Source organism: Litchfieldella qijiaojingensis (assembly GCF_014651875.1).
Taxonomy (GTDB): Bacteria; Pseudomonadota; Gammaproteobacteria; order Pseudomonadales; family Halomonadaceae; genus Litchfieldella; species Litchfieldella qijiaojingensis.
This window is the reverse complement of the sequence record NZ_BMXS01000007.1, coordinates 49,397-73,557: the sequence shown is the minus strand read 5'-3', so window position 1 is coordinate 73,557 and position 24,161 is coordinate 49,397. Positions and strand designations below refer to the sequence as shown.

The following is a 24,161-nucleotide window of genomic DNA, read 5'->3' as shown; positions in this document are numbered from 1 at the left end:
CGACACCGCATGCCTGATTCCACCGATTCTCGCGTGTTTCTTACCGATGTGGTGCTGCGTGATGGCCATCAGTCGCTGATCGCCACGCGCCTGCGCACCGAGGACATGCTACCGGTCTGCGAGTCGCTCGACGCCATTGGCTTTCACGCTCTGGAAGTCTGGGGCGGCGCGACCTTCGATGCCTGTGTGCGCTTTCTCAAGGAAGATCCTTGGGAGCGGCTTACGGCTCTCAAGAAAGCGTTACCGAAGACGCCATTGATGATGCTGTTGCGTGGCCAGAACCTGGTCGGTTACCGGCATTACGCCGATGACGTGGTTGAGCGTTTCGTCGCCAGGGCCGCCGAGAGAGGGATCGACATCTTCCGCGTCTTCGATGCTTTGAACGATCTGCGCAACCTGGAGACCGCCATCCGCGCCATCAAGGCCAATGGCAAGCATGCCCAGGGTGCCCTGTGCTATACCGTCAGCCCCGTCCATACCCTCGACATGTATGTGGCCGATGCCCGGCGATTGGTCGAAATGGGGGCTGACTCCATTGCCATCAAGGATATGGCGGGACTGCTGACACCCTATGCCACCTTCGATCTGGTGGCGGCTTTGGTCGATGCCGTGGACGTCCCGGTGCATTTGCACACGCATGCCACTTCCGGCTTGGCCGCCCAGTGTCATCTCAAGGCCGTGGAAGCGGGATGCCGCCACCTCGATACGTGCAATTCTGCCTTCGCTGGCGGCACCAGTCATCCAGCCAGCGAGGTCATGGTGGCGGCCTTCCAGGGCACTCCCTATGACACCGGCCTCGACCTCGAAGCGATCAAGGCCGTGGGCGATCGTCTGCGCGAGGTGCGCAAGAAGTATGCCGCTTTCGAGAGCGAATTCACCCATGAGAATGTGGCAGTGCAGTCGAGCCAAGTGCCTGGCGGAATGATGTCCAATCTCGCCAATCAGTTGAAGGAACAGAATGCGCTGACTCGGATTCGCGAGGTCTTCGACGAGATTCCCCGCGTGCGCGCCGAGCTGGGCTATCCGCCACTGGTGACGCCGACCTCGCAGATCGTGGGGACCCAGGCGGTGATGAATGTCCTCACTGGCGAGCGCTACAAGGTCATTACCAACGAGGTCAAGCGTTATTTATTGGGCGGCTACGGCCAGCCGCCGGCACCGGTCGACGATCGCGTCCGGCGCCTGGCCATCGGCGATCAGCCCGTAGCCGAAGGGCGTCCAGCGGACCAGTTGGCACCGGAGATGGAGCGTTTCACCCAGGAAATCGGCGAGCTTGCGGAGTGCGAAGAAGACGTCCTGACCTATGCCATGTTTCCCGACATCGGCCGTGACTTCCTGAGCGACAGGCGTGACGGCAACCTGGTGCCGGAGCCATTGCCCGATACTGGCGAAAGCGGTCGCCCGGTCACCGAAGCCACACCCACCGAATTCATCATCGACGTGCACGGTGAATCCTATGAAGTGCAAATCACCGGCGTGGGACGCGACAGTGGCGGTAAGCGACAAGTCTATCTGACCCTGGATGGCATGCCCGAGTCGGTGGTCGTCGAGCCGCGCGACAGCTATCTGGCGACGAAAGCGCCGGGGCGTGCTCGTGCGAGCTCGGCTGGGCATGTCACTACCGCCATGCCGGGCACCATCGTCGAAGTGCTGGTGGCGGTTGGCGATAGCGTCGAGGCCGGCCAACCGGTGCTGATCACCGAAGCCATGAAAATGGAAACCGAACTCCACGCACGCCTGCAGGGGCAGGTTGTCGCCATTCATGTCGAACGCGGAGACCGGGTGATGCCGGGGGAAGTGCTGGTCGAAATCGAGTAACGATTCGGCATGACAACTGTCAAGGTTTCGCGTTAGTCTGCAGTGCAGTAGCAACAGCTCAAGGGGGCTCCCATGTTGCCGGCCTATGCCAACCTTGCGACCTCGGCCTTGGCGTTGTTCGACCCACTGGGCTTCGGGCGCGACACGTTTGCCTACTGGCGCGATACCATCGAGCGCAGCGTGCTCTATCTCGATGTCATGCGTGAGCGTGGCAATCAGTACCTCGAGCACATGGAGCAGACCAAGCCCAATGTACTGGGCTTCGATGCCGAGGTGTTGATGGATGGCCGTGACCTGCCGCGTCCGGTCAATTACGAACTGATGCGTATCCTGCCGCCCGAAGGCGTCGAGATCGATCCTGACATGCGGCCCTTCGTGGTCGTCGACCCGCGTGCCGGCCATGGTCCCGGCATCGGGGGCTTCAAGCCCGACAGTGAGATCGGTGTGGCATTGCGCGCCGGTCACCCATGCTATTTCATCGGTTTCCTGCCGTTTCCCGTTCCTGGGCAGATGGTGGAAGACGTGGTCGATGCCGAGATCGCCTTCCTGCGCGAGGTGATTGCCCGTCATCCCGATACCACGGAAAGACCCATGGTAGTCGGCAACTGCCAGGCCGGCTGGCAGATCATGATGGCGGCCGCGCTGGAGCCCGAGTGTTTCGGGCCGATCCTGATCGCCGGGGCACCTCTCTCCTACTGGGCCGGCGAGCGTGGCAAGGCGCCCATGCGGTATACCGGTGGCATGACGGGTGGAAGCTGGGTGACGGCCTTCGTCGGCGATCTGGGCGCCGGGCTCTTCGATGGCGCCTGGTTGGTGCAGAACTTCGAAAAGCTCAATCCCGCCAACACACTGTGGACCAAGCAGTACCGATTGTTCGCCAACATCGACAGCGAAGCCCAGCGCTACCTACAGTTCGAACGCTGGTGGGGCGGTCACGTGGTGCTGGGGGCCGAGGAAATCCAGTACATCGTCGATAACCTGTTCATTGGCAACCGCCTGAGCACATCCCAGCTTTCGACGAGCGACGGCCGGCGTATCGACCTGCGCAACATCAGCTCGCCGATCGTGGTGTTCTGCTCGCAGGGTGACGATATCACGCCACCGCCCCAGGCACTGGGCTGGGTTCGCGACCTCTACGCCGATGTCGACGATATCCAGGCCAATGAACAGACCATTGTCTACTGTGTGCATGATTTCACCGGTCACTTGGGTATTTTCGTCTCGGGCAGTGTCTCGCGCAGGGAGCATGCCGAGTTCACCGCCAACATGGACTACATCGACGTACTGCCGCCAGGGCTCTACGAAACCACCGTGACCGAAACCGCGGCGCGTGAGGGTGAGGTCCATATCGACGGCGACTACCTGCTCGAGTTCGCAACGCGCGAGCTGAGCGATCTCGACGAGATCGTCCAGCCCAGCGATGAGGACGATCGGCGCTTCGCTACGGTGGCACGTGTGTCCGACATCAATCTGGGCATTTACCAGATGCTCGTGCGGCCATGGATGCAGGCGCTGATGACGCCATCGGCAGCACGCTGGATACGTCGCCTTCACCCGATCCGCATGGGCTACAAGCTGTTTTCCGATCGTAATCCGCTGATGGTGCCAGTCCCGGTACTGGCCGAATGGGTCAAGGCTGATCGACATGCCGAGACGGCGGACAATCCCTGGTGGGTACTGGAAGGGATCGTCTCGCATCAGATCGAGCAGTCGCTCGATTTCTATCGTGATGTTCGCGATCAGGCTATCGAGCGCATGTTCCTCGGTGTGTATGGCCAGCCTTGGTTGCAGACCATGGTCGGACTGGGAGCCGGCAACGAGCCGCTGCGTCGGCGGCCGGGCATCGAGCCTGAGCACCGTCGATTCGTCGAAAATCGCAAGAATGAACTGTGTGCCCGGGTTGCCAAGGGGGGGCATCATGAAGCCGTGATGCGTTCCCTGATCTATGTGCTGGGTGGTGCACCCGCCACCGATGAACGCAATTTCCAGCGCTTGAAGGCGACCCGTGCCGAGGTGGAGCCCTCCATCGATCTGGCGGCGTTCAAGGCGCTGGTTCGTGACCAGTTCTTCATCCTCAAGCTGGATCGTCAGGCGGCTTTGGACGCCTTGCCAGCCTTGCTCCACGGTCAGAGCGATGCCCAGATCGACGAGCATCTGGCACATATCGAGCACGTGCTGGATGCCAGCGGTCCACTGAGCGAACACTCCCAGGAGCGCCTGGCAGTGGTCAAGGCTGCCTTCGATCGGGCGCGTCCGTCGGCTAGTGCTCGAACCGAGGCACTGATGAGGCCCCGGTAGGAACAACGGGACGGGGCCATATAAGCGCCCGTGGACTCGATGGGAGAGTCACCCAAGCCGGCCTGGCGGCCGGATCGCGCAGCGGAGCTGCGCTCCCACGAGGGTGCGTAGCCTTATGGGGTGGTGGGAGCGCAATTCATTGCGCGATGGGAGTGTCACGAAGCCATGCAGGCGGCCTGGCGGCCGGATCGCGCAGCGGAGCTGCGCTCCCACCGCTTCCGGGGATGACTCGGGGCTATCGTGGGAGCGCAATTCATTGCGCGATGAAGGTGCCACTGAGCTTGCCTCGTCTAGGAGGTCCGCCCGGCGACCCAGTCGTTGGCATCGGGAATCCCGATGCTGACATCCTCTACAAGATAGGGCGAACTGATCAGAAAGTCGGCGCTGGCGGCGTTGCAGGCCACGGGAATGTTCCACAGCGCTGCCAGGCGCAACAACGCCTTGACGTCGGGGTCATGGGGCTGGGGAGCGAAGGGGTCCCAGAAGAAGATCAGCAAGTCGAGGCGCTGTTCGGTGATCAGCGCACCTATCTGTTGATCGCCCCCCAGCGGCCCGCTCATCAGGCCTTCCACCTCAAGTCCCAGCTCGTTGGAGACGCGCCTGGCGGTGGTGCCTGTCCCGATGAGTCGATGGCGGGCCAAAGTTTCGCGCCAGCGCTTGGCCCAGTCCAGCAGTTCGCCTTTCTTACCGTCATGGGCGATCAAGGCGATGCGCTTGCATGCCGGGAGCGTACGTGTCGTCTGCTGGCCGGGGCGTTGTTCGCTCATAGGCTTATCGCACCTCGAGGATCTTCAGCGTATTGGTGCCGCCGTGGGCGTTCATGTGATCGCCGCGGGTCAGGATCATCAGGTCGCCCGCCACCGTGATGCCGCGCTCCTTGAGGATCGCCACGGCCTTCTCGTCGAGTTCGTCGGCCGCCATGTCGCGGGTATCGAACAGCAGCGAGACCACGCCGCGGTACAGCGCCATGCGCCGCTGGGCGATGGGGCTGTGGGCCAGGCCGACGATCGGCAGCCCCGAGCGGATGCGCGAGGCGATCAGCGGCGTGTAGCCGGTGGCGGTCATGCAGGCGATCGCCGCCACGCCCTCGAGGTGGTTGGCGGCGTACATCGCCGACAGCGCCACCGTCTCGTCGATCTTCGAGAAGCCCTCGTGGATGCGGTGCCCCGATTCCTGGGCGATGCGCTCGCGCTCGGCGCCCAGGCACAGGCGGTGCATGGCCTCGACGGTCTCCACCGGGTAGTCGCCGGCGGCGGTCTCGGCGGAGAGCATCACCGCGTCGGTGCCGTCGAGCACGGCGTTGGCGACGTCGAACACCTCGGCGCGGGTCGGCAGCGGAGCGCCGATCATCGACTCCATCATCTGCGTCGCGGTGATCACCGCACGGTTGAGGGTGCGGGCGCGCTTGATCAGGCGCTTCTGCACGCCGATCAGCTGGGCGTCGCCGATCTCCACGCCAAGATCGCCGCGAGCCACCATCACCGCCTCGCTGGCCTCGATGATGGCGTCGAGGGTCGCCGCGTCGGCCACCGCCTCGGCGCGCTCGATCTTGGCCACCAGGCCGATCTCGGCGCCGGCCGCGCCGAGCAGCGCGCGAGCTTCCTGCATGTCGGCGGCCGAGCGCGGGAAGGACACGGCGAGATAGTCGACGCCGATGTCGACGGCGGTCTTGAGGTCGGCCTTGTCCTTGTCGGTGAGCGCCGCGGCGGAGAGCCCGCCGCCCTGCTTGTTGATGCCCTTGTTGTTGGACAGCTTGCCGCCGACCACCACGCGGGTGTGCACGGCGGCGCCGTCGATGCGTTCGACCTCGAGCACCAGGCGGCCGTCGTCGAGCAACAGGCGATCGCCGGTGGCGACATCGGCGGCGAGCTGCTTGTAGTCGCAGCCCACGCGTTCCGCGGTGCCGGCCTCGCCGTCGAGCGCCATGTCGAGGATGAAGGCCTGGCCCTCGGCCAGCGTCACCGCGCCGTCACGGAAGCGGGCGATGCGGATCTTGGGGCCCTGCAGGTCGCCCAGCGCCGCGACGCTCTTGCCCAGGCGCTCGGCGATCTCGCGTACCCGGGCCAGGCGGCGGCGGTGGTCGTCGGACGAGCCGTGGGAGAAGTTCAGGCGCACCACGTCGACCCCGGCGGCGATCATGGCCTCGAGCACCCCCTCGCGGTCGCTGGCCGGGCCCAGGGTGGCGACGATCTTGGTGCGGCGGACGGGGTCGTGAAGGGGATACGACATGGAAATCTCCTGTAGTGTTTCTATTAGGGTTATAGATGAAGGGCCGATATGACAAACCTGATGTCGTGTAGTGGGTTCGACATGATGTAGTGATTTTACTACATCATAGTACACCACGCCTTGGCTCGATGGAAAAGTCTAGTGACATGTCGCCATCAACGCTGTCATGGCACGCTCTGGTGGAAGATGCCGAGCCGGTTTCCAGCTTGCGTGAATAAAGGACTGAGGGCTAGGGTCACTAAGCGAGCGGAGCGAGATGACTGGCGCCAAGCTGGAGGCTGGGGTAGGGTAGGCGCATTTTTCGCCCGGCGGGAACGCTGGGAGTCGAACAGCTAGGCGCAGGTCGTGTGACCGGTGCCATGAGGAAAGTGGAGCACTATGGGCAAGTCACTGGTCATCGTCGAGTCACCGGCCAAGGCCAAGACGATCAACAAGTATCTCGGCAACGATTTCATTGTGAAGTCGAGCGTGGGTCATATCCGTGACCTGCCGACCAGCGGCTCGGGCAAGACGACTTCCGATCCCAAGGAGCGTGCCCGGCAAGCGGCGGCGACGCGCAAGATGTCAGCGGAAGAGAAAGCTTTCTATCGGCAGCAGAAAGCGTGGGACCAATTGATCCGACGCATGGGTATCGATCCCGAGCACGGCTGGAGTGCCCAGTACGAGATTCTGCCTGGCAAGGAGAAAGTCGTCGCCGAACTCAAGAAGTACGCTGCCAAGGCCGATGCCGTCTATCTGGCAACGGACTTGGACCGTGAAGGGGAAGCGATTGCCTGGCACCTCAAGGAAACCATTGGCGGCGAGGATGAGCGTTACAAGCGGGTGGTATTCAACGAGATCACCAAGAATGCCATCCAGGAGGCTTTCAAGGATCCCGGTGCGCTGAACATCGAGCGCGTCGAGGCTCAACAGGCGCGGCGCTTCCTCGACAGGGTCGTGGGCTTCATGCTGTCGCCGCTGCTATGGAACAAGATCGCCAGAGGGCTCTCCGCTGGTCGGGTGCAGTCGGTAGCGGTGCGCCTGATCGTCGAGCGCGAGCGAGAGATCCGTGCCTTCGTTCCCGAAGAGTTCTGGGAAGTGCATGCGAACCTGGTGCCTGGGGACGGGGCGGGTAAGGCGAAAGCCGAGCCGGTACGCTTCGAACTGGTGCGCCAGGATGGCAAGGCATTCCGACCTACTTCCGAGGCAGAGACTCTCGAGCGCATCGCGGCGCTCAGGCAGGCCAGCCTCAAGATCACCGCCAGGGAAGACAAGCCGACTCGCTCCAAGCCTGGTGCACCCTTCATTACCTCGACGCTGCAACAGGCTGCCAGCGGGCGCCTGGGATTCTCGGTGAAGAAGACCATGACCCTGGCTCAGCGGCTTTACGAGGCGGGTTACATCACCTATATGCGTACCGATTCCACCAACCTGTCACAGGATGCGGTGGCGTCGGCACGCAGTCATATCGAAAGTGAATACGGCAAGCGCTACCTGCCGGAAGCCCCTAACCGCTACACCAGCAAGGCGGGTGCACAGGAAGCTCACGAGGCGATTCGGCCCTCGGACGTGGAGCGCAAGGCAACTGATCTGTCAGGTATGGAGCGCGATGCAGAACGCCTCTATGAGTTGATCTGGCGTCAGTTCGTGGCCTGTCAGATGACACCGGCTGAATACCTCTCCACTACTCTGACCGTGGAAGCCGGGGACTACGAACTCAAGGCCAAGGGCCGGGTGCTCAAGTTCGACGGCTATACCCGGGTGATGAAGCCGGCCGGCAAGAAGGATGAGGACCAGTCGCTGCCCGACTTGGACGAAGGCACGCCGATGACACTCGAGGAACTCGAACCTCGACAGCACTTTACCAAGCCACCGGCACGCTTCACTGAAGCCAGCTTGGTCAAGGAACTGGAGAAGCGCGGTATTGGCCGCCCTTCGACCTATGCCTCGATCATCTCCACCATCCAGGATCGTGGCTACGTCAAGCTGGAGAACCGGCGTTTCTATGCCGAGAAGCTTGGCGATGTCGTTACCGAGCGCCTCAAGGAGTCGTTCAGCGATCTGATGGATTACGGTTTCACCGCGCGCATGGAGGACAGCCTCGACGAGATCGCCGAAGGCGAGCGCGATTGGAAAGCGTTGCTCGACAGCTTCTACGCCGAGTTCAAGAAGCAGCTGGAGCATGCCGAGAGCGAGAATGGCATGCGGCCCAATCAGCCGGTGGCGACCAATATCGACTGCCCGAGTTGCGGGCGCAAGATGCAGATACGCACGGCTTCCACTGGCGTTTTCCTGGGTTGCTCGGGTTACAACTTGCCACCCAAGGAGCGTTGCAAGACTACCATCGACTTGATTCCCGGTGAGGAGGCGGTAGCCGCCGACGCCGACGAGGAAGCCGAAGCCGTGGCCCTGCGCGCCAAGCATCGCTGTACCAAGTGCGGTACTGCCATGGACAGTTATCTCATCGATGAATCGCGCAAGCTGCATATCTGCGGCAACAGCCCTGACTGCGATGGCCATGAGGTCGAGAAGGGACGGTTCAAGATCAAGGGCTACGAGGGGCCGACGCTGGAGTGCGACAAGTGTGGCTCGGAGATGCAGTTGAAGTCCGGTCGTTTCGGCAAGTACTTCGGCTGTACCAACGATACCTGCAAGAACACACGCAAGCTGCTGAAGAGCGGCGAGGTAGCGCCGCCCAAGATGGATCCGATCCCCATGCCGGAGCTGGCCTGCCAGAAGGTCGATGATCACTATGTGCTGCGCGATGGTGCCAGTGGCTTGTTTCTGGCCGCAAGTCAGTTTCCCAAGAATCGCGAGACGCGCCCGCCCTTGGTTCGTGAGCTCAAGGCGCATGCCAGGGAATTGCCCGACAAGTATCGTTTCCTGCTCGAGGCCCCTAGCGAGGATCCGGATGGTCGTCCGGCGCAGATCCGCTTCTCGCGCAAGACCAAGTCGCAGTACGTGATGACCGACGAGGATGGCAAGGCCACTGGCTGGCGCGCTATCTTCGAAGATGGCAAGTGGCAGGTGGAGGATAAGCGCAAATGACGCCCCGAGGCCGCACCAACCAGTTGCTCTACCAGGCCGAGTTATTGCTCGATACGTCCGTTGTCGATGATGAGCACGCCATGTCGCGGCGAATGGCCCGTGAAGAGGGCGCTCTGGCACTTGTCGAGCTGGCGTTGAATTCGGCGCTGCGCGAGTTGACCGAGCACGCCATGCTGGAGCGTCATGACTGGCATGAGCTTCTGGGCGAAAACGATCGCCGCCTGGCTGAACTCGAGCGGTTGCGTGAGCTGGCCAGGCGCGACGACAGCTGGTTGGCGGTACTACTGCGGCGGTTGGAAGCCCTGCATGACGTGGACGGAGCCGCTCAGCGCGAGTCGGTGGGATCGCCGGCGCTGATCTCCACGGCCGAACGACTTTCGCTTGCCGATGAGCTCAAGTGGTGTGTCCGGGAGTTCAAGCATGAGCTGGCCAGCATGCGTGAAACCAGCTTCGAATGGTGACGCCTTGGCCGACGAGGTGATAGGCTAGTGGCAAATGACAGCGACCATGGCCGGTTACCGTGGTCGTTTTTTATTGCTGTACTCTTTGTTCCCGATTCAGGGGGAGTCCCCGATGTCCGATACCGCGATTCTGGAAATCGTCGAACTTGCAGATGGTGAGATCGTCTTGCGGCCCGCAGAAGGAGAGGGGGAGCCCTTGATGCGCATTCGCTTCTCCGACGAGGCTGCCGGCTTGTTGCGTCAGAGCCGCTTCGAAGTGGCGCAGGAGATGATCGATCATGCCATCACTCGCAGCAAGCTGTGGCAGGAAGAGAGCGAGGATCAGGGGTTTCCCGCCACCGTACATTGATGATGACGACAGTCACTCTACCTCGCCCGGGATGCTCGGGCGGGGTTTTTTGTGCCATGCCGACAGGTAAAGGTGTTCACCGCCGACGAGCGGTGGGCGGCCCCGTCACCGGGCGTTCATGGGTGCCCTTGAGTCAGTAGCAAGGTTACGTAGATTTACAAAAAGAAAAGTATGGAGAGTGGTGTTAACAAAAGAGCTGGTGTAGTGATTAGTAGTAACTGATCTGTAAGACACCGACTTGTTGGTGAGCCGGATGGGTCACTCGGCGAGAGACAGCATCTGAGCGATAGCCCGGCAGAATGACAAGGATAGCAGGGGAAGCGAATGGCGGTGCTCTTCACTAGCCCGATATCGGAGGATCGGCGATCTTTTGGATGGCGATCCTGGCCAGCCCCGCTCCGGCATGTCGCTTGCGGTGGCGCCTTACTGGCTCTGTTGGGGGCCGGCACCCTGGCGGTCTATCTGACCGGTGGCACAACCTATTCTTATCCCTATCTGATGCTGGTTCCAGTCCTGCTTGCTGCCGCCTGGTACGAGTTGCCCGGTGCCTTGGTCGTGGCTATGGCCGCGGGGTTGTTGATGGCAGCCATGCCGCTGGATGTAGCCGATGGCACATCTCAGGCCCCGTCCAACTGGCTGATTCGTCTCGGGCTTTATCTCGCGTTGGGGGCCATTGCCGGCTGGTTGTTTCATCTCTTGCGCAAGTCGAGCGAAACACGTGAAATCGTGGCGCGTACCGATCCACGTTCGGGGTTGCCCAATCCGATCGCTTTGAAGGAGGATCTGGCCGACTGGTTGGCCGCATCCCGGCGGCATGGCACGTCTGTAGGGCTGATTCTGGTGCGCATCACCGATATCACCGATGTGCTTGAAGCCATGGGGGCGGATGCTTCCGACGAACTGGTGTCGGCGATCAGTGAACGGCTATCTTGCGAGGTTCCGGAGGTGGAGGGTATTTACCACTTCAATACAGCGGAATTGATGCTGGTACTGAGCGATATCGCCCACGATGAGCTAGAGAGGATCGCACGACGCTTGGCCGAGGTGGGAGAAGATAACCTGGTGGTCCAGGATGTGCCCATGCGCGCGCAACTGGTGCTGGGTAGCAGTTTGCAACAGGCCAGGGACACGCAGCCCGACGACCTGATCCATGAAGCGCGCATCGCCATGTTTGCCGCGCTCGAGAAGCAGCGCTTCCATTGCCACTTTTCTCCTGCCTTCAAGCGGCGCACGGTACAGACGATCAAGATGATTTCGCAAGTACGGCGTGGCCTGGAACAAGGAGAGTTCGAGCTCCACTATCAGCCCAAGATCCGCCTGCTCGATGGTCGTGTCTGCGGGTGCGAAGGACTGATCCGTTGGCGCGATGGCGAGGGAGGGCTGATTTCTCCCGGGTTGTTCATGCCCAAGGTTGAAAACACCACCCTGATCGCACCGCTGACCCGCTTCGTCGCTAGTGAGGCCTGTCGATTCGTCGCTGACGATCCGGGAAGCGTCAGTATCAATTTCTCAGTGCGCAATCTATTCGATGAGGAGTTGCTGCACATGCTCCAGGACATGGTCGAGGAGCATCGCATAGCACCGCAGCGTCTGGAGATCGAGATTACCGAGAGTGCCCTGATGCAGGACCTTGGCGCTGCCAAACGAGCGATCGAGCGCATGCGCTGCCATGGGATCGGCGTGAGCATCGACGACTTCGGCACCGGGTTTGCCTCATTCAATTACCTGAGGCACTTACCGATCACCGGGCTCAAGATCGACCGAGCCTTCGTCAATGGCCTGGAACTCGATGAACGGGCGCGCAAGCTGATCGCTTGCATGATCGATGTGGGGCATGCGCTCGATCTAGTGGTTACGGCAGAAGGCGTGGAGAATGCGATGCAGCGCGATATCCTCCGCGAGTTGGGCTGTGACCAGGCACAAGGTTTTCTCTACGCCCCGGCACTGCCTTTGGACCGATACCATGAATGGCGCCGCGCCTATGCGGCTTGTCAGGGAAATTCTTTCGGTTAGGCTCAAAAGAAAGATCGACTCGAAGGGGGAGTAGAACGATGCCTGACGCATCACGGTTTCAGGCAGCCATCGAACGGCTCGATGGCTTGCACCGCGAGGATCCACGGCTAGTAGAAGTGGAAGGGCAGCGCATTCCCTACGAGCAGCTCTATGCCCGGCGCATGAGCGAATGGCTGGAGCGGGTGGCGCCACAGGCCAGCGAGGCGCTGCGTCTGGCGGTCCGTGCACAGCACCTGCAGCGTTGGCGTATCCCGCGCGACGACTATTCCCGTGACCGTGCCGGTTATCTGGCCTGGCGTCGTGACTTGGGACGTCGTCAGGCTGAGCAAGCGGCCGAAGTGCTGGCCGACGTCGGCTACGACGAGGCGACGTGCGAGCGTGTCGCTGCCTTGATCCGCAAGGAGAATTTGCGCCGCGATGCCGAGACCCAGGCACTGGAGGATGTCGCCTGTCTGGTCTTTCTGCAGTATTATTTCGCCGATTTTGCCAAGGAGCATGACGAGGCCAAGCTGCTACGCATCGTGCGCAAGACCTGGAACAAGATGTCGGCGCGAGGACATGAGCTGGCAGAGACCATTACGCTAGCTCCCGCGCACAAGGCGTTGGTGCAACGCGCACTGGCCTGATTAGGTCATCACCTTCCCGATTGGTGGCTTCCGGTGATGGCATCTCAAAACCAGCGGGGAAATATGCAAATAGTATGGCGGGGTGAAGGGCCTAATGTCAGGGTGTTGGATTTGGCGCATGTGGTCGTTGCGGAAAAACGTTGTATGTTGAGTCATGATAAGGTATGAAATCGCCGCAACCTACCGGAGACGTAGCACGCATGAGCCGCCTGAGAAATTTGTTGCTGGTCTGGGCATTGGCCGTCATGCCGGCGTTGGGAGCCCAGGCCAATCTACACCTGCACGGACCCGATGAACTATGGCTGTTGATAGATGACGAGAGTGCCACATTACACGTCTACCGGGGGGAACGGGAGGTCGAGCGTTTCTTTCCGATATCGCTTGGCCAGCGAGGCGCCGCCCCGCTCCGGGTCAGGGGAGACAAGCAAACTCCAACCGGTGAATTTCGTATCAACAGGTTCAATTTCAAAAGTCGTTTCCATATTTTCCTGGGGCTCAACTACCCCACCCCATGGCATGCACTCGATGCCTTGAATGCCGGTATCATGAGCCAGCAGGAATACGAGGATTACTTCGCCTATCTGCGACGATATGGGCGGCCACCGCAGGATACGGTGTTGGGAGGCGATATCGGGATTCATGGTATCGGCAAGGGAGATCCTTCGATCCATGAGCGCTTTCATTGGACCGAAGGTTGTATTGCCGTGACCAATGAACAGATCGAGCGATTGGCGGGTCTCGTTGAAGTTGGCACTCGCGTGGTGATCCGCTAGGCTCAGTTACAGAAAAATGCTGTTTTCTAGGTAGACAAGGCACCCATGTCTATAATAAAACAGCGTTTGACTTCATGGCTTTCCAGTCGAAGTCATGGCAAGAAGAACCTGCACCTGCAGGACGCCTGTTTGACACCAGGCACAACCCAAGCTGAACCAAGGAAGTCTCTCAAGGAGAACATCATGACTCTCAAGAACACTCTTAAGCTTTCTGCCGCTGCCGCCTCTCTGGCCATTCTGGCGGGCTGTGCCACCAACAGTGCCCTGGAAGAAGTGCGCATGACTGCCGAGTCTGCCCAGTCTGACGCTACTCAAGCCCTGAATACCGCCAACCAGGCGCAAAGCACTGCCAACCAGGCGCAGCGTGATGCTCAGGCGGCTCTGCAGATGGCTCGAGAGAACCGCGAGCAAATGAACCGCATGTTCGAGCGCTCCATGCAGAAGTAAGGGATCGCCATATGCTGCCGGTGTGCATCGAGGCTGGATGCCCATCGGCGATGCGATAGCAAAAGACCCCGCTGAAGCGGGGTCTTTTGTTACACGTTGGTGAAGATGAAATTCACGAAATTGTCTCGATCCGATGCGCTAGTTCCACGGTCGCCTCGGTGTCGAGTTCGCGGTAGATATCCACTGGCTCGGCTTCGGGAGTCGGCTCGCGTAGCACGGCTTGCAGTCGACCTGTGGGAGCCTCCACGGCTTGCCTTACGCGGGCATAGTCCACCGGCGGTTGCTCGTTTCCGAACGTCTTGGAGAGAACATCCAAGGCGCTGATCAGCGGTTCGACACTGCCTTCCTTGTCTCCCAGCAACGGGTAGGACTGCACGTAGAGTTCTTCGTTCTCCCAACCTGCCTTGAAGGGTTCGTTGATCAAGGTGACTTGGGTACCGCTGGGAACGCGCTCGAACAACGACTCGATATCCTCGGGCAACATGCGTATGCAACCACGACTGACTCGCATGCCCACACCCGCTGGGCGATTGGTGCCATGGATGAGGTAGCTGGGGATATTCAGCAGGATGGCGTGCCGGCCCAAGGGGTTGTCGGGACCCGGAGGCACGATTGTCGGAGCTGGTTCGCCACGTGCGGCGGCTTCCTTGCGCATCGATTCAGGCGGCGCCCAGGCGGGATCCTTGACCTTTACGGTGGTCTTGAACGTCCCCAGCGGCGTCTCGAAGCCTTCACGACCGACGCTGATAGGGTAGGTTTCGACGATAGGTCTCTCGCCCTCGGCGGTCGGCGGGTAGTAGTAAAGCCGTAGTTCAGAGAGATTGATCACAATGCCTTCGCGTGGGCCGGGGGGAAGGATGAAGCGCGTCGGCACGAGCACCTCCGCCCCTTCGCCGGGATACCACATTCCCAGGTCGGGGTTAGCGCGGCGCATTTCCTCGAATCCCAGTCCGTAACGGTGGCCGATGTCGATCAGGGTGTCTTCTTCCTTGGCGATGACTGTCTTCATCTCGCCGATCACATCACCGTTTTCGGGCAGGTAGTAATGACCTTTGGGGAGGTCATTCTGATTCGCCTGTACCAACGGTGACAGCAGTAGCGCCGCCATCAGCATCGTGAGCATGGCCATGGCATGCTTGGCACGAGCGGCATAGTGGGGGAAAAAAGAAGTCTTCGTCATTGATCCATCTCTTGGCCTAAGCGGCCTCGGTTTTCCTGTTGAGTCGCGTCAGTAGCCCTTCGACTGCCTCGAAGCGAGCTTCCGGGTTATCCATGTCGGCCTCGAAGCGCAGGGTGTCCGCGCCTTCCAGCCGATAATGGGCCGGGTCCTGCTGGATGAGGGTGACCAGTGTCATAGGGTCCACGGCGGTGCCGGAACCGAAAATCACCCGCCCCCGTTCGGGGCCGGCCTCCAGGCGCGCAATGCCCAAACGTTCGGCACGCTGGCGCAGGCGCGTCTGGCGTATCAGCGTCTTGACCGATGCCGGCAGCAGACCGAAGCGGTCGATCATTTCCACCTGCAGTTCCTTGAGCTCGGCTTCATCGGTTGTGCTGGCAATGCGTTTATACATGATCAGGCGTTGTTGCACATCAGGCAGGTAGTCATCGGGGATCAGTGCAGGCAGGTTGAGGCTGATTTCCACACCCTCGTCCAGAGGCGCTTCGATATTGGGTGTCTTGCCGGCCTTGATTGCCTTAACCGCGCGGTCAAGCATCTGCATATAGAGACTATAGCCGATGCTTTCCATCTGGCCGCTCTGCTCATCGCCGAGCAACTCGCCGGCACCTCGGATCTCCATGTCGTGACTGGCTAGCGTGAAGCCGGCCCCGAGATCCTCGGCCTGGCCGATGGCTTCCAGACGCTTCACGGCATCCTGGGTAATCGCCTGGGGAGGCGGTGTGAGCAGATAGGCGTAGGCCTGATGGTGACTGCGCCCCACGCGGCCACGCAACTGATGCAATTGGGCCAGACCGAATTTGTCGGCGCGCTCGATGACAATGGTGTTGGCGTTGGGAACGTCGATACCGGTTTCTATGATGGTCGAGCAGACCAGAACATTGAAACGCTTGTGATAGAAATCCGACATCACCCGCTCCAGACTGCGTTCGGGCAGCTGACCGTGGGCCACGCCAACGCGGGCTTCCGGTACCAGGTCACGTACCTTGGCGGCGGCGCTTTCGATGGTCTTGACCTCGTTATACAGGAAGTAGACCTGCCCGCCACGCAGGATCTCGCGCAGGATAGCCTCTTTGATCACCGGCTCGTTACGCTGCTGGACGAAGGTCTTGACCGAGAGGCGACGCGCCGGAGGCGTGGCAATGATCGACAGGTCGCGAATGCCGCTCATGGCCATGTTCAGGGTACGTGGAATCGGTGTGGCGGTCAGTGTCAGGATATCGACTTCGGCACGCAGGCTCTTGAGTCGTTCCTTCTGGGCCACGCCGAATCGGTGCTCCTCGTCGATGACCAGCAGCCCCATGTTGGGGAAGCGCATGTTCTTCGACAGCAGTTTGTGAGTTCCGATGACGATATCGGCCCGCCCGTCCTGGATACGCTTGAGGGCTTCGGCCTGCCCCTTGCCTCCGGTGAAACGCGATACCAGCTCGATCTGTACTGCCGTATCGGCGAAGCGGTCGCGGAAATTGTCATAGTGCTGTTGGGCGAGCAGGGTGGTGGGCACCAGTACCACGACCTGACATCCCGAATGCACTGCCAGGAAGGCGGCACGCATGGCAACCTCGGTCTTGCCGAACCCGACGTCGCCGCATACCACCCGATCCATGGGGCGGGGCGAGGTCATGTCGTGGATGACGGCGTGAATGGCCGCTTTCTGGTCGGGAGTCTCCTCGAAGGGGAAGCTACCGGCGAAGCGCGCATACTCCTCGACCGGCAAATCGCAGGCGAAACCTTCACGGGCTTCGCGGCGTGCATAGACGTCCAGCAACTCGGCGGCGGTATCGCGAATCTTCTCCGCGGCCCGCTTCTTGGCTTTGTCCCAATGGTCGGAGCCGAGCTTGTGCAATGGAGCGAGTTCGTCGCTGGCGCCGGCATAGCGCGAGATCAGGTGAAGGCTGTCCACCGGAACGTAGAGCCGTGCGCCATCGGCGTATTCCAGAGCCACGAACTCGGCTGCCTGGCCACCGGCTTCCAGGATCTCGAGCCCCAGGTAGCGACCCACGCCGTGAGTCTGGTGGACGACCGGTGAACCGGGGCGGAGTTCGGAAAGATGGCGGACGGCTAGCTCATTGTCGTCGGTCGCCTTCTCGCGTCGTCGGCTCTGGCGTACCACATCACCGAACAGCTCGGTTTCGGTGATGATGACAAGACTTTTCTCCGCTTCACCGGTTTCCAGCCATAGGCCGGCATCCAGTTCCCCCTCGGTAATGGCGAGCGGCGGGCCGTTGTCGATAAATGCTTGCCAACCTTCGAGATGCGGCAGCGTCAGGTGCAACGGAGCCAAGGTCTCTTCCAGGGCTTCGCGCCGGCCTCGAGATTCGGCGACGAACAGCACACAGCTATTCGTCTGCTGCTCGAGGAAGTGTCGTAGCGATGCCAGTGGTTGCTGAGCGCGGGCATTGATGGCTACCTGTGCCGGCGAGCGTGTCGTCGGCAGGTGGGCATGCAGATGCTCCTCTTCGTTGATCAGTTCGACCCTGGGGCGGCGCTTGATGGCGGCGAACACCTCGGATACAGGGATGAAGGCCTTATGCGGTGGGAGCAGCGGTCGCGTGGGATCGACGCCCAGATTGTCGTAGCGACTCTGAATGGCCGCCCAGTGGTGCTCGGCCGCTGCGTAGACGTCCGGCATCAGGGCCACGCGGGTGGCGTCGGCCAGGTGGTCGAACAAGGTCGCCGTTTCCTCGAAGAACAACGGTAGGTACTGCTCGAGCCCCGGTGAGGGAATACCCTTCAAGGCATCGTTGTAAAGTGGGCACTGGCGGGGATCGACGTCGAACAACGTCTCGAAACCCTCGCGGAAGCAGGCGATGGCGGAGCGTGACAGCGAATACTCGTGAGCCGGCAACAGTTCGATGGATTCGACTTTTTCGCGTGAACGCTGAGTGTCGGGGTCGAAATAGCGCAGGCTGTCGAGCTCGTCGTCGAACAGGTCAAGCCGCAGCGGCGCCTCGCTACCCATGGGGAAAAGATCGATCAGCGCGCCGCGCAGGGCGTATTCGCCGGGTTCGTAGACGGTTTCCACGGCACGGTAACCCGCCCGGGAAAGCGTCTCGCGAAAGCCTTCGCGGTCGAGGGTCATGCCGACCTTCAGCGTCAGCACCCGTCCGGCGATGTAGTCCACCGGTGCCAGGCGTTGCATCAGGGTATTGATCGGCACCAGCACGATGCCATCGTGGGCATCCTGCAGATCGCGTAGGGTTCGTAGTCGCGACGAGACGATGTCCTGATGCGGCGAGAAGCTGTCATAGGGCAGGGTTTCCCAGTCCGGGAACGGCATGACCGGCACTCGGGCAAAGAAACGCAGTTCGTTCTCCAGGCGTTGGGCCTGCGCGGTGTCGGCGGTGATCACCAGCAGGGGCGCATCGTCGGCCAAGCGTGACAACGCCAGGGCCGTGGCACTGCCTTGGGGCGCGCGCCAGTAGAGGGTGTCGCGCGTGCCGGAAGGGCGCGGCGGGTCGAGCGGTGAAAATTGAGGCATGTTGTCGGATCGTGTGGCAGACATTTAACGGCAGACGGCGATGATACCAGCCCTAAATTCATCTTGTAGTCAACCCCGTGATTCTGTAATTGCCTTACAGCGGGTGCGACTATCCAGCAATTGCGGCATTGCAATGACGGTCGGATAATAACAGCACATTATGCATGGATCGTCTCCTCGCATACCTGTGACCTGAACCGACCAAAAGAGGCTCCCCCCGTGACTCAGCAAACGCTTGAGACCGTCTTTGAGGAATGGCAAAGCAACGAAGCCCTTGCCGAAGAAATGATCCCGCTGCTGGGGACCCTGTATCGCAACTACAATATCGTTACGTCGCTGTTTGGTCGCTCGCTGATCAATCAATCGGTGATCCGTATCCTCAAGGATCACCGTTTCGTCAAGAAGGTCGAGGGGACCGAGCTTTCGGTGCGCGATACCTTCCCGCTCGTCAAGGCCATGGTCGACCTCAACCTGGGGCCAGCGCATATCGATGTCGGCAAGCTGGCGGTGGCCTTCAAGCATTCCGGCAGCAATGACGTCACGGCTTTTCTGAAGGCCGAACTCGCCGAAATCATCAACGGTCATGATACGAACGGCAACAACGGCGAACCCAAGGATGTGGTGCTTTACGGTTTCGGGCGGATTGGCCGTATCCTGGCGCGTATCCTGATCGAGAAGGCTGGCGGCGGCAATCTGCTGCGCCTGCGTGCCATCGTAGTACGCGGTCACGGCGACCTTGGCAAGGATCTGGAAAAGCGTGCCAGTCTGCTGCGTCGTGATAGCGTGCACGGCCCCTTCGCTGGCTCGATCACCGTCGACGAAGAGAACAGCGCCTTGATCGCCAACGGCAACTACATCAAGGTCATCTATGCCAATTCGCCCAGTGAGGTCGACTATACCGCCCATGGCATCGACAACGCCATCGTCGTCGACAACACCGGCCTATGGCGTGACGAGGAGGGTCTCGGTCAGCACCTGGCTTGCAAGGGCGTGTCCAAGGCCCTATTGACCGCGCCGGGCAAGGGCGATGTCAAGAACATCGTCTTCGGCATCAATCACGAGGATATCACCGGCGACGATCGCATCGTCTCGGCGGCGTCCTGTACCACCAATGCCATCGTGCCGGTTCTCAAGGCCGTCAACGAGCACTATGGCATCGAGCATGGTCACGTCGAGACAGTGCATGCCTACACCAATGACCAGAACCTGATCGACAACTACCACAAGGGCGATCGTCGTGGCCGTAGCGCGCCGTTGAACATGGTCTTGACCGAAACCGGTGCCGCCAAGGCGGTGGCGAAGGCGCTGCCCGAGCTTACCGGCAAGTTGACCGGCAATGCGATCCGTGTGCCGATCCCCAATGTCTCGATGGCGATTCTCAATCTTAACCTGCACAAGGATGTCGATGCCGAGGGCATCAACGATTACCTGCGGCGCATGGCGATCCACTCATCGATGCAGAAGCAGATCGACTATGTCGATTCGACAGAGGTGGTGTCCTCGGACTTCGTCGGTAACCGCCACGCGGGGATCGTCGATGCCAAGGCGACTATCGCCGATGGCAAGCATGTGGTGCTCTACGTCTGGTATGACAACGAGTTCGGTTATAGCTGCCAGGTGGTGCGCATCTTGCAGCATATGTCCAACGTCAGCTTCCTGGCCTTCCCCAAGGACCGTGACTAGAGTGCTAAGCGATAAGACTTAAGCCAAAAGGCAGCACGTCCGTAAGCAGGGAGTACGGTGCCGGTTCCCTGCTTACGGCGTGTCCTGCAAGGCGTTATCTCCTTCCAGCGCTGATTCAACGCATGCGCTCCATCTCCCTCCGCGACGCGGGGTTACGCGTCTGCGACCTAAGCTCATATGGCCTTTCGTTGCCTATGTCTTTATAATGCTCAGGATTTTTGGGAAGGTCCGGCATAGGTCGGGCTGTACTGCAAACTTCTGATAAGAAAAGCATTCGAATACCGTGGCGGCAGGCTGATACCGCTGGTATGTATCCTGCATGCCTGCACGTCTTTCGAAGACCTTTCCTAGCACATCAGATCCGATAACTGGGCGAGACTATGATCGAAGTCAAACGAGGCCTGGATCTCCCCATCACGGGGACGCCCGAGCAGCGTATCGAGGATGCGCGGCCGGTACGTCACGTGGCCATTCTTGGTACTGACTACGTCGGCATGAAGCCGACCATGGAAGTCCGGGAAGGGGACCATGTAAAGCTGGGCCAGTTACTGTTCACCGACAAGAAGATCGAGGGCGTGCGTTTCACTGCGCCGGCCGCTGGCGAGGTCGTGGCGATCAACCGCGGGGAAAAGCGTAAGCTGCTGTCGGTGGTGATCAAGATCGCGGATAATGAAGAAGCGGTCGAATTCACTGCCCATGGTCGCGACAAGCTGGAAAGCTTGGAGCGCCAGGCCGTGGTCGACCAACTCGTCGAATCCGGTTTGTGGACGGCACTGCGCACCCGGCCCTACTCGCGTACACCGGCACTGGACGGTACGCCGGAAAACATTTTCGTCACCGCGATCGACACCCATCCGCTGTGTGCCGACCCGGTTGGGATCATCAACGAACAGCCGGAAGCCTTCGAAGACGGCCTCAAGGTGCTCGCGCGCCTGACAGAGGGCAAGGTGTTCCTGTGCACCGCGCCGAACGCCAGTATCCCCGGCGGCGATGTCGACGGAGTCCAGGTCGAGACGTTCAGCGGCCCGCACCCGGCGGGTCTGGTCGGTACGCATATCCACTTCCTGTCGCCGGTGTCCCTGCATAAGCGCGTTTGGCATATCGGCTATCAGGACGTTATTGCCTTCGGCAAGTTGTTTGCCCAGGGCAAGCTGGATGTCAGTCGCGTGGTCGCCGTGGGTGGCCCGCGAGCCGAGAAGCCGCGCCTGTTGCGTACACGCCTCGGCGCCAGCATCGACGAACTCCTCGCCGGTGAAGTGGTCAACCCGGATGATACGCGAGTGATTTCCGGCTCCGTGTTCGCGGGACACACCGCGGAAGGCAGTCTCAAGTTCCTGGGGCGCTTCCACAATCAGTTCAGCCTCATCGAAGAGGGCAACAAGCGTGCCTTCATGGGATGGCTGTCGCTAGGTACCAATCGCCACTCGGTGATGGGTATCTATCTGTCGAAGATTTTCGGCCTGCGCGATTATGCGCCGGATACCTCGACCAATGGGTCGGAGCGCGCCATGGTGCCGGTGGGCGTCTACGAAGAAGTCATGCCGTTGGATATCCTGCCCACCCAGTTGCTGCGCTCGCTGATCGTCGGCGATATCGAGGTTGCCATGCAGCTTGGTTGTCTGGAGCTGGACGAAGAGGACCTGGCGCTGTGTACCTACGTTTGTCCCGGCAAGTATGAGTACGGCCCCATCCTGCGCGATAACCTGACCATGATCGAGAAAGAGGCCTGATGATGGGTATCCGACAGACACTCGACAATCTCGAACCGCACTTTCACAAGGGCGGTAAGTACGAGAAGTTCTATCCGCTGTACGAAGCGGTCGACACCATCTTCTATTCGCCGCCCAGCGTGACCAAGACCACCGCCCACGTGCGCGATGGCATCGACCTGAAGCGCATCATGATCACCGTGTGGGCGTGTACCTTCCCGGCGATGTTCTTCGGCATGTGGAATGCGGGTTGGCAGGCCAACATGGCCATCGCCGAAGGCTACGGCTCCATGGACGGCTGGCGCGAGGCGATCACCATGCTGCTTGCTGGCGGCCATAACGTCGACAGCGTGTGGGCCAACTTCGTGCTTGGCGCGACCTACTTTCTGCCCATCTACCTGGTGACCTTCGTGGTCGGTGGCTTCTGGGAAGTGCTGTTCGCCGTGAAGCGTGGCCACGAGGTCAACGAAGGTTTCTTCGTCACCTCGGTTCTCTATGCGTTGATTCTACCGGCGACCATCCCCTTGTGGCAGGTGGCGCTGGGCATCACCTTCGGCGTGGTGATCGGCAAGGAAATCTTCGGCGGCACCGGCAAGAATTTCCTCAACCCGGCGCTGACCGGCCGTGCTTTCCTGTACTTCGCCTATCCGGCGCAGATCTCCGGCGATGCGGTATGGGTCACCGCCGATGGCTACACCGGTGCCACTCCCTTGTCCGTGGCGTATCAGGACGGCATGGCTGAGCTCATGGGGCAGTGGAGCTGGTGGGATGCCTTCCTCGGTTACATTCCCGGCTCGATCGGTGAAACCTCGACCTTGGCGATCTTCATCGGCGCCGCGGTGTTGTTGTGGACCAAGATCGCTTCATGGCGAATCATGCTCGGGGTATTCCTCGGCATGGTGGCCACCAGCGCCTTGTTCAACCTGGCCGGTTCAGATACCAACCCGATGTTCGCCATGCCGTGGTATTGGCATCTGGTGATCGGTGGCTTCGCCTTCGGCATGGTGTTCATGGCCACCGACCCGGTATCGGCTTCCATGACCAATCCGGGGCGTCTGGTCTTCGGCATACTGATCGGTGTGATGACCGTGCTGATTCGTGTCGTCAACCCGGCATTCCCCGAGGGCATCATGTTGGCAATCCTGTTCGCCAACCTGTTCGCGCCGTTGATCGATCATTTCTTTGTCCAGGCCAACATCAAGCGTCGCTTGAAGCGGACCGGTGAATTGGCCGAGGAGAACGCCTGATGGCTGAGAGAAACAACGATACCATCAAGAAGATCCTGATAGTGGCGTTCGCGCTGTGCATCGTGGCTTCGGTGATCGTTTCCACCGCCGCTGTCGCCTTGCGTCCGCTACAGATAGCCAATCAGGAGGCCGATCGCAAGACCAATATCTTGCGAGTGGCCGACATTTACGAGCCGGGCGTCCCGATCGATGAGCAGTTCAGCGTGGTGACCCCACGTGTGGTGGATCTGCGCACCGGCGAATATACCGACGAGTTCGATCCGGAAACCTTCGACAGTTTCCAGGCCGCTCGTGACCCGGCGGCGTCCCGTACACTCTCCGGTGGACGCGACATTGCCGGCTTGAGCCGTCAGGAACTCTATAGCACGGTGTATCTGGTAGGCGATCCGGACAATCCCGACCAGATCGTGCTGCCGATCCGCGGCCAGGGGCTGTGGGGATTGATGCGCGGCTTCCTGGCTGTGAAAGGCGACGGAAACACCATTACGGGGATCACCTACTACGAGCATGCCGAAACCCCAGGGCTCGGCGGTGAGGTGGAAAACCCGCGCTGGCAGGCTCAATGGGAAGGCAAGAAGATCTTCGCCGAGAGGGACAGCGTCACCCCGGCCATCCGGTTGGTGAAGGGTGGAGCCAGCGGTGAGACGGAAGTCGATGCCCTCTCGGGTGCTACCCTGACCAGCCGAGGGGTAACCAATATGTTGCAGTTCTGGTTGAGCCCCGAGGGGTTCGGTGAATACCTGGCTCGCTTCCGTGACGATGTCACACCGGATGAAGCCGCCGAAACGACACCAGACTTCGACGACGTAGAAGGAGCCTGAAC

The 24,161-nt window shown here is 60.7% G+C and carries 17 protein-coding genes; 13 read left to right on the top strand and 4 right to left on the bottom strand.

The features are described from left to right. Positions 1-9: 9 nt before the first annotated feature. Both oadA and IE093_RS08835 read left to right on the top strand, forming a co-directional pair. Complete coding sequence (gene oadA, locus IE093_RS08840; protein ID WP_189468272.1) at positions 10-1,818, top strand: sodium-extruding oxaloacetate decarboxylase subunit alpha; 1,809 nt, start codon at positions 10-12, stop codon at positions 1,816-1,818. A 72-nt stretch (positions 1,819-1,890) separates the two neighbouring features. After that, positions 1,891-4,116 (top strand): DUF3141 domain-containing protein, encoded by a 2,226-nt coding sequence (locus IE093_RS08835; protein ID WP_189468270.1) that lies wholly within the window; start codon positions 1,891-1,893, stop codon positions 4,114-4,116. Positions 4,117-4,406: 290 nt separating this feature from the next. Here IE093_RS08835 and IE093_RS08830 read toward each other — a convergent pair whose 3' ends face one another. Beyond that, a complete protein-coding gene (locus tag IE093_RS08830) occupies positions 4,407-4,883 on the bottom strand; it encodes a methylglyoxal synthase (protein ID WP_189468269.1) in 477 nt (158 codons plus the stop codon). Between the two features lie 4 nt (positions 4,884-4,887). Continuing rightward, positions 4,888-6,345, bottom strand: a complete 1,458-nt coding sequence (gene pyk / locus IE093_RS08825) for a pyruvate kinase (RefSeq protein WP_189468267.1) — start codon at positions 6,343-6,345, stop codon at positions 4,888-4,890. 378 nt (positions 6,346-6,723) lie between these two features. Between pyk and topA the strand changes: the two genes are divergently transcribed. From topA to IE093_RS08790, 7 genes are all read left to right on the top strand, one after another. Then, positions 6,724-9,372 (top strand): type I DNA topoisomerase, encoded by a 2,649-nt coding sequence (gene topA / locus IE093_RS08820; RefSeq protein WP_189468265.1) that lies wholly within the window; start codon positions 6,724-6,726, stop codon positions 9,370-9,372. Next, entirely contained in the window at positions 9,369-9,833 is a 465-nt protein-coding gene (locus IE093_RS08815) for a DUF6586 family protein (protein ID WP_189468263.1), read from the top strand. Before topA ends, IE093_RS08815 begins: the two co-directional genes overlap by 4 nt. A 112-nt stretch (positions 9,834-9,945) precedes the next feature. Then, on the top strand, positions 9,946-10,182 hold the full coding sequence (locus IE093_RS08810; protein WP_189468261.1) for a hypothetical protein: 237 nt from the start codon (positions 9,946-9,948) through the stop codon (positions 10,180-10,182). 324 nt (positions 10,183-10,506) lie between these two features. Then, positions 10,507-12,195 (top strand): putative bifunctional diguanylate cyclase/phosphodiesterase, encoded by a 1,689-nt coding sequence (locus IE093_RS08805; protein ID WP_189468260.1) that lies wholly within the window; start codon positions 10,507-10,509, stop codon positions 12,193-12,195. Positions 12,196-12,233: 38 nt separating this feature from the next. Then, entirely contained in the window at positions 12,234-12,821 is a 588-nt protein-coding gene (locus IE093_RS08800) for a DUF4202 domain-containing protein (protein ID WP_189468258.1), read from the top strand. A 245-nt stretch (positions 12,822-13,066) separates the two neighbouring features. Further along, positions 13,067-13,594: a L,D-transpeptidase family protein gene (locus tag IE093_RS08795; RefSeq protein WP_229803424.1), complete on the top strand. Its 528-nt coding sequence runs from the start codon at positions 13,067-13,069 to the stop codon at positions 13,592-13,594. A gap of 183 nt (positions 13,595-13,777) precedes the next feature. After that, positions 13,778-14,041, top strand: a complete 264-nt coding sequence (locus tag IE093_RS08790; RefSeq protein WP_189468254.1) for an Lpp/OprI family alanine-zipper lipoprotein — start codon at positions 13,778-13,780, stop codon at positions 14,039-14,041. A 112-nt stretch (positions 14,042-14,153) separates the two neighbouring features. Here IE093_RS08790 and IE093_RS08785 read toward each other — a convergent pair whose 3' ends face one another. Further along, positions 14,154-15,221, bottom strand: a complete 1,068-nt coding sequence (locus tag IE093_RS08785) for a L,D-transpeptidase family protein (protein WP_189468252.1) — start codon at positions 15,219-15,221, stop codon at positions 14,154-14,156. A gap of 16 nt (positions 15,222-15,237) precedes the next feature. Next, a complete protein-coding gene (gene mfd, locus IE093_RS08780; protein ID WP_189468250.1) occupies positions 15,238-18,699 on the bottom strand; it encodes a transcription-repair coupling factor in 3,462 nt (1,153 codons plus the stop codon). A 219-nt stretch (positions 18,700-18,918) separates the two neighbouring features. Here mfd and IE093_RS08775 point away from each other — a divergent pair, with 219 nt between their 5' ends. The 4 genes from IE093_RS08775 (at position 18,919) to IE093_RS08760 (ending at position 24,159) form a co-directional block, all read left to right on the top strand. Continuing rightward, the gene (locus tag IE093_RS08775; RefSeq protein WP_189468248.1) at positions 18,919-20,382 is read left to right on the top strand and encodes a glyceraldehyde-3-phosphate dehydrogenase; all 1,464 of its coding nucleotides are present in this window, start codon (positions 18,919-18,921) and stop codon (positions 20,380-20,382) included. Positions 20,383-20,762: 380 nt separating this feature from the next. Then, on the top strand, positions 20,763-22,112 hold the full coding sequence (locus tag IE093_RS08770) for a Na(+)-translocating NADH-quinone reductase subunit A (protein ID WP_189468246.1): 1,350 nt from the start codon (positions 20,763-20,765) through the stop codon (positions 22,110-22,112). Then, positions 22,112-23,338, top strand: a complete 1,227-nt coding sequence (locus IE093_RS08765; protein WP_189468243.1) for an NADH:ubiquinone reductase (Na(+)-transporting) subunit B — start codon at positions 22,112-22,114, stop codon at positions 23,336-23,338. The genes IE093_RS08770 and IE093_RS08765 overlap by 1 nt, the downstream gene beginning before the upstream one ends. Next, on the top strand, positions 23,338-24,159 hold the full coding sequence (locus tag IE093_RS08760; protein ID WP_189468241.1) for a Na(+)-translocating NADH-quinone reductase subunit C: 822 nt from the start codon (positions 23,338-23,340) through the stop codon (positions 24,157-24,159). Before IE093_RS08765 ends, IE093_RS08760 begins: the two co-directional genes overlap by 1 nt. The last annotated feature ends 2 nt before the right edge of the window (positions 24,160-24,161 follow it).

What these genes read in the sequence shown, in the direction of transcription:
- oadA (WP_189468272.1), top strand. Translation starts at nt 10, where the DNA reads ATGCCTGATTCCACCGATTCTCGCGTGTTTCTTACCGATGTGGTGCTG.
- IE093_RS08835 (WP_189468270.1), top strand. Translation starts at nt 1,891, where the DNA reads ATGTTGCCGGCCTATGCCAACCTTGCGACCTCGGCCTTGGCGTTGTTC.
- IE093_RS08830 (WP_189468269.1), bottom strand. Translation starts at nt 4,883, where the DNA reads ATGAGCGAACAACGCCCCGGCCAGCAGACGACACGTACGCTCCCGGCA.
- pyk (WP_189468267.1), bottom strand. Translation starts at nt 6,345, where the DNA reads ATGTCGTATCCCCTTCACGACCCCGTCCGCCGCACCAAGATCGTCGCC.
- topA (WP_189468265.1), top strand. Translation starts at nt 6,724, where the DNA reads ATGGGCAAGTCACTGGTCATCGTCGAGTCACCGGCCAAGGCCAAGACG.
- IE093_RS08815 (WP_189468263.1), top strand. Translation starts at nt 9,369, where the DNA reads ATGACGCCCCGAGGCCGCACCAACCAGTTGCTCTACCAGGCCGAGTTA.
- IE093_RS08810 (WP_189468261.1), top strand. Translation starts at nt 9,946, where the DNA reads ATGTCCGATACCGCGATTCTGGAAATCGTCGAACTTGCAGATGGTGAG.
- IE093_RS08805 (WP_189468260.1), top strand. Translation starts at nt 10,507, where the DNA reads ATGGCGGTGCTCTTCACTAGCCCGATATCGGAGGATCGGCGATCTTTT.
- IE093_RS08800 (WP_189468258.1), top strand. Translation starts at nt 12,234, where the DNA reads ATGCCTGACGCATCACGGTTTCAGGCAGCCATCGAACGGCTCGATGGC.
- IE093_RS08795 (WP_229803424.1), top strand. Translation starts at nt 13,067, where the DNA reads ATGCCGGCGTTGGGAGCCCAGGCCAATCTACACCTGCACGGACCCGAT.
- IE093_RS08790 (WP_189468254.1), top strand. Translation starts at nt 13,778, where the DNA reads ATGACTCTCAAGAACACTCTTAAGCTTTCTGCCGCTGCCGCCTCTCTG.
- IE093_RS08785 (WP_189468252.1), bottom strand. Translation starts at nt 15,221, where the DNA reads ATGACGAAGACTTCTTTTTTCCCCCACTATGCCGCTCGTGCCAAGCAT.
- mfd (WP_189468250.1), bottom strand. Translation starts at nt 18,699, where the DNA reads ATGCCTCAATTTTCACCGCTCGACCCGCCGCGCCCTTCCGGCACGCGC.
- IE093_RS08770 (WP_189468246.1), top strand. Translation starts at nt 20,763, where the DNA reads ATGATCGAAGTCAAACGAGGCCTGGATCTCCCCATCACGGGGACGCCC.
- IE093_RS08765 (WP_189468243.1), top strand. Translation starts at nt 22,112, where the DNA reads ATGATGGGTATCCGACAGACACTCGACAATCTCGAACCGCACTTTCAC.
- IE093_RS08760 (WP_189468241.1), top strand. Translation starts at nt 23,338, where the DNA reads ATGGCTGAGAGAAACAACGATACCATCAAGAAGATCCTGATAGTGGCG.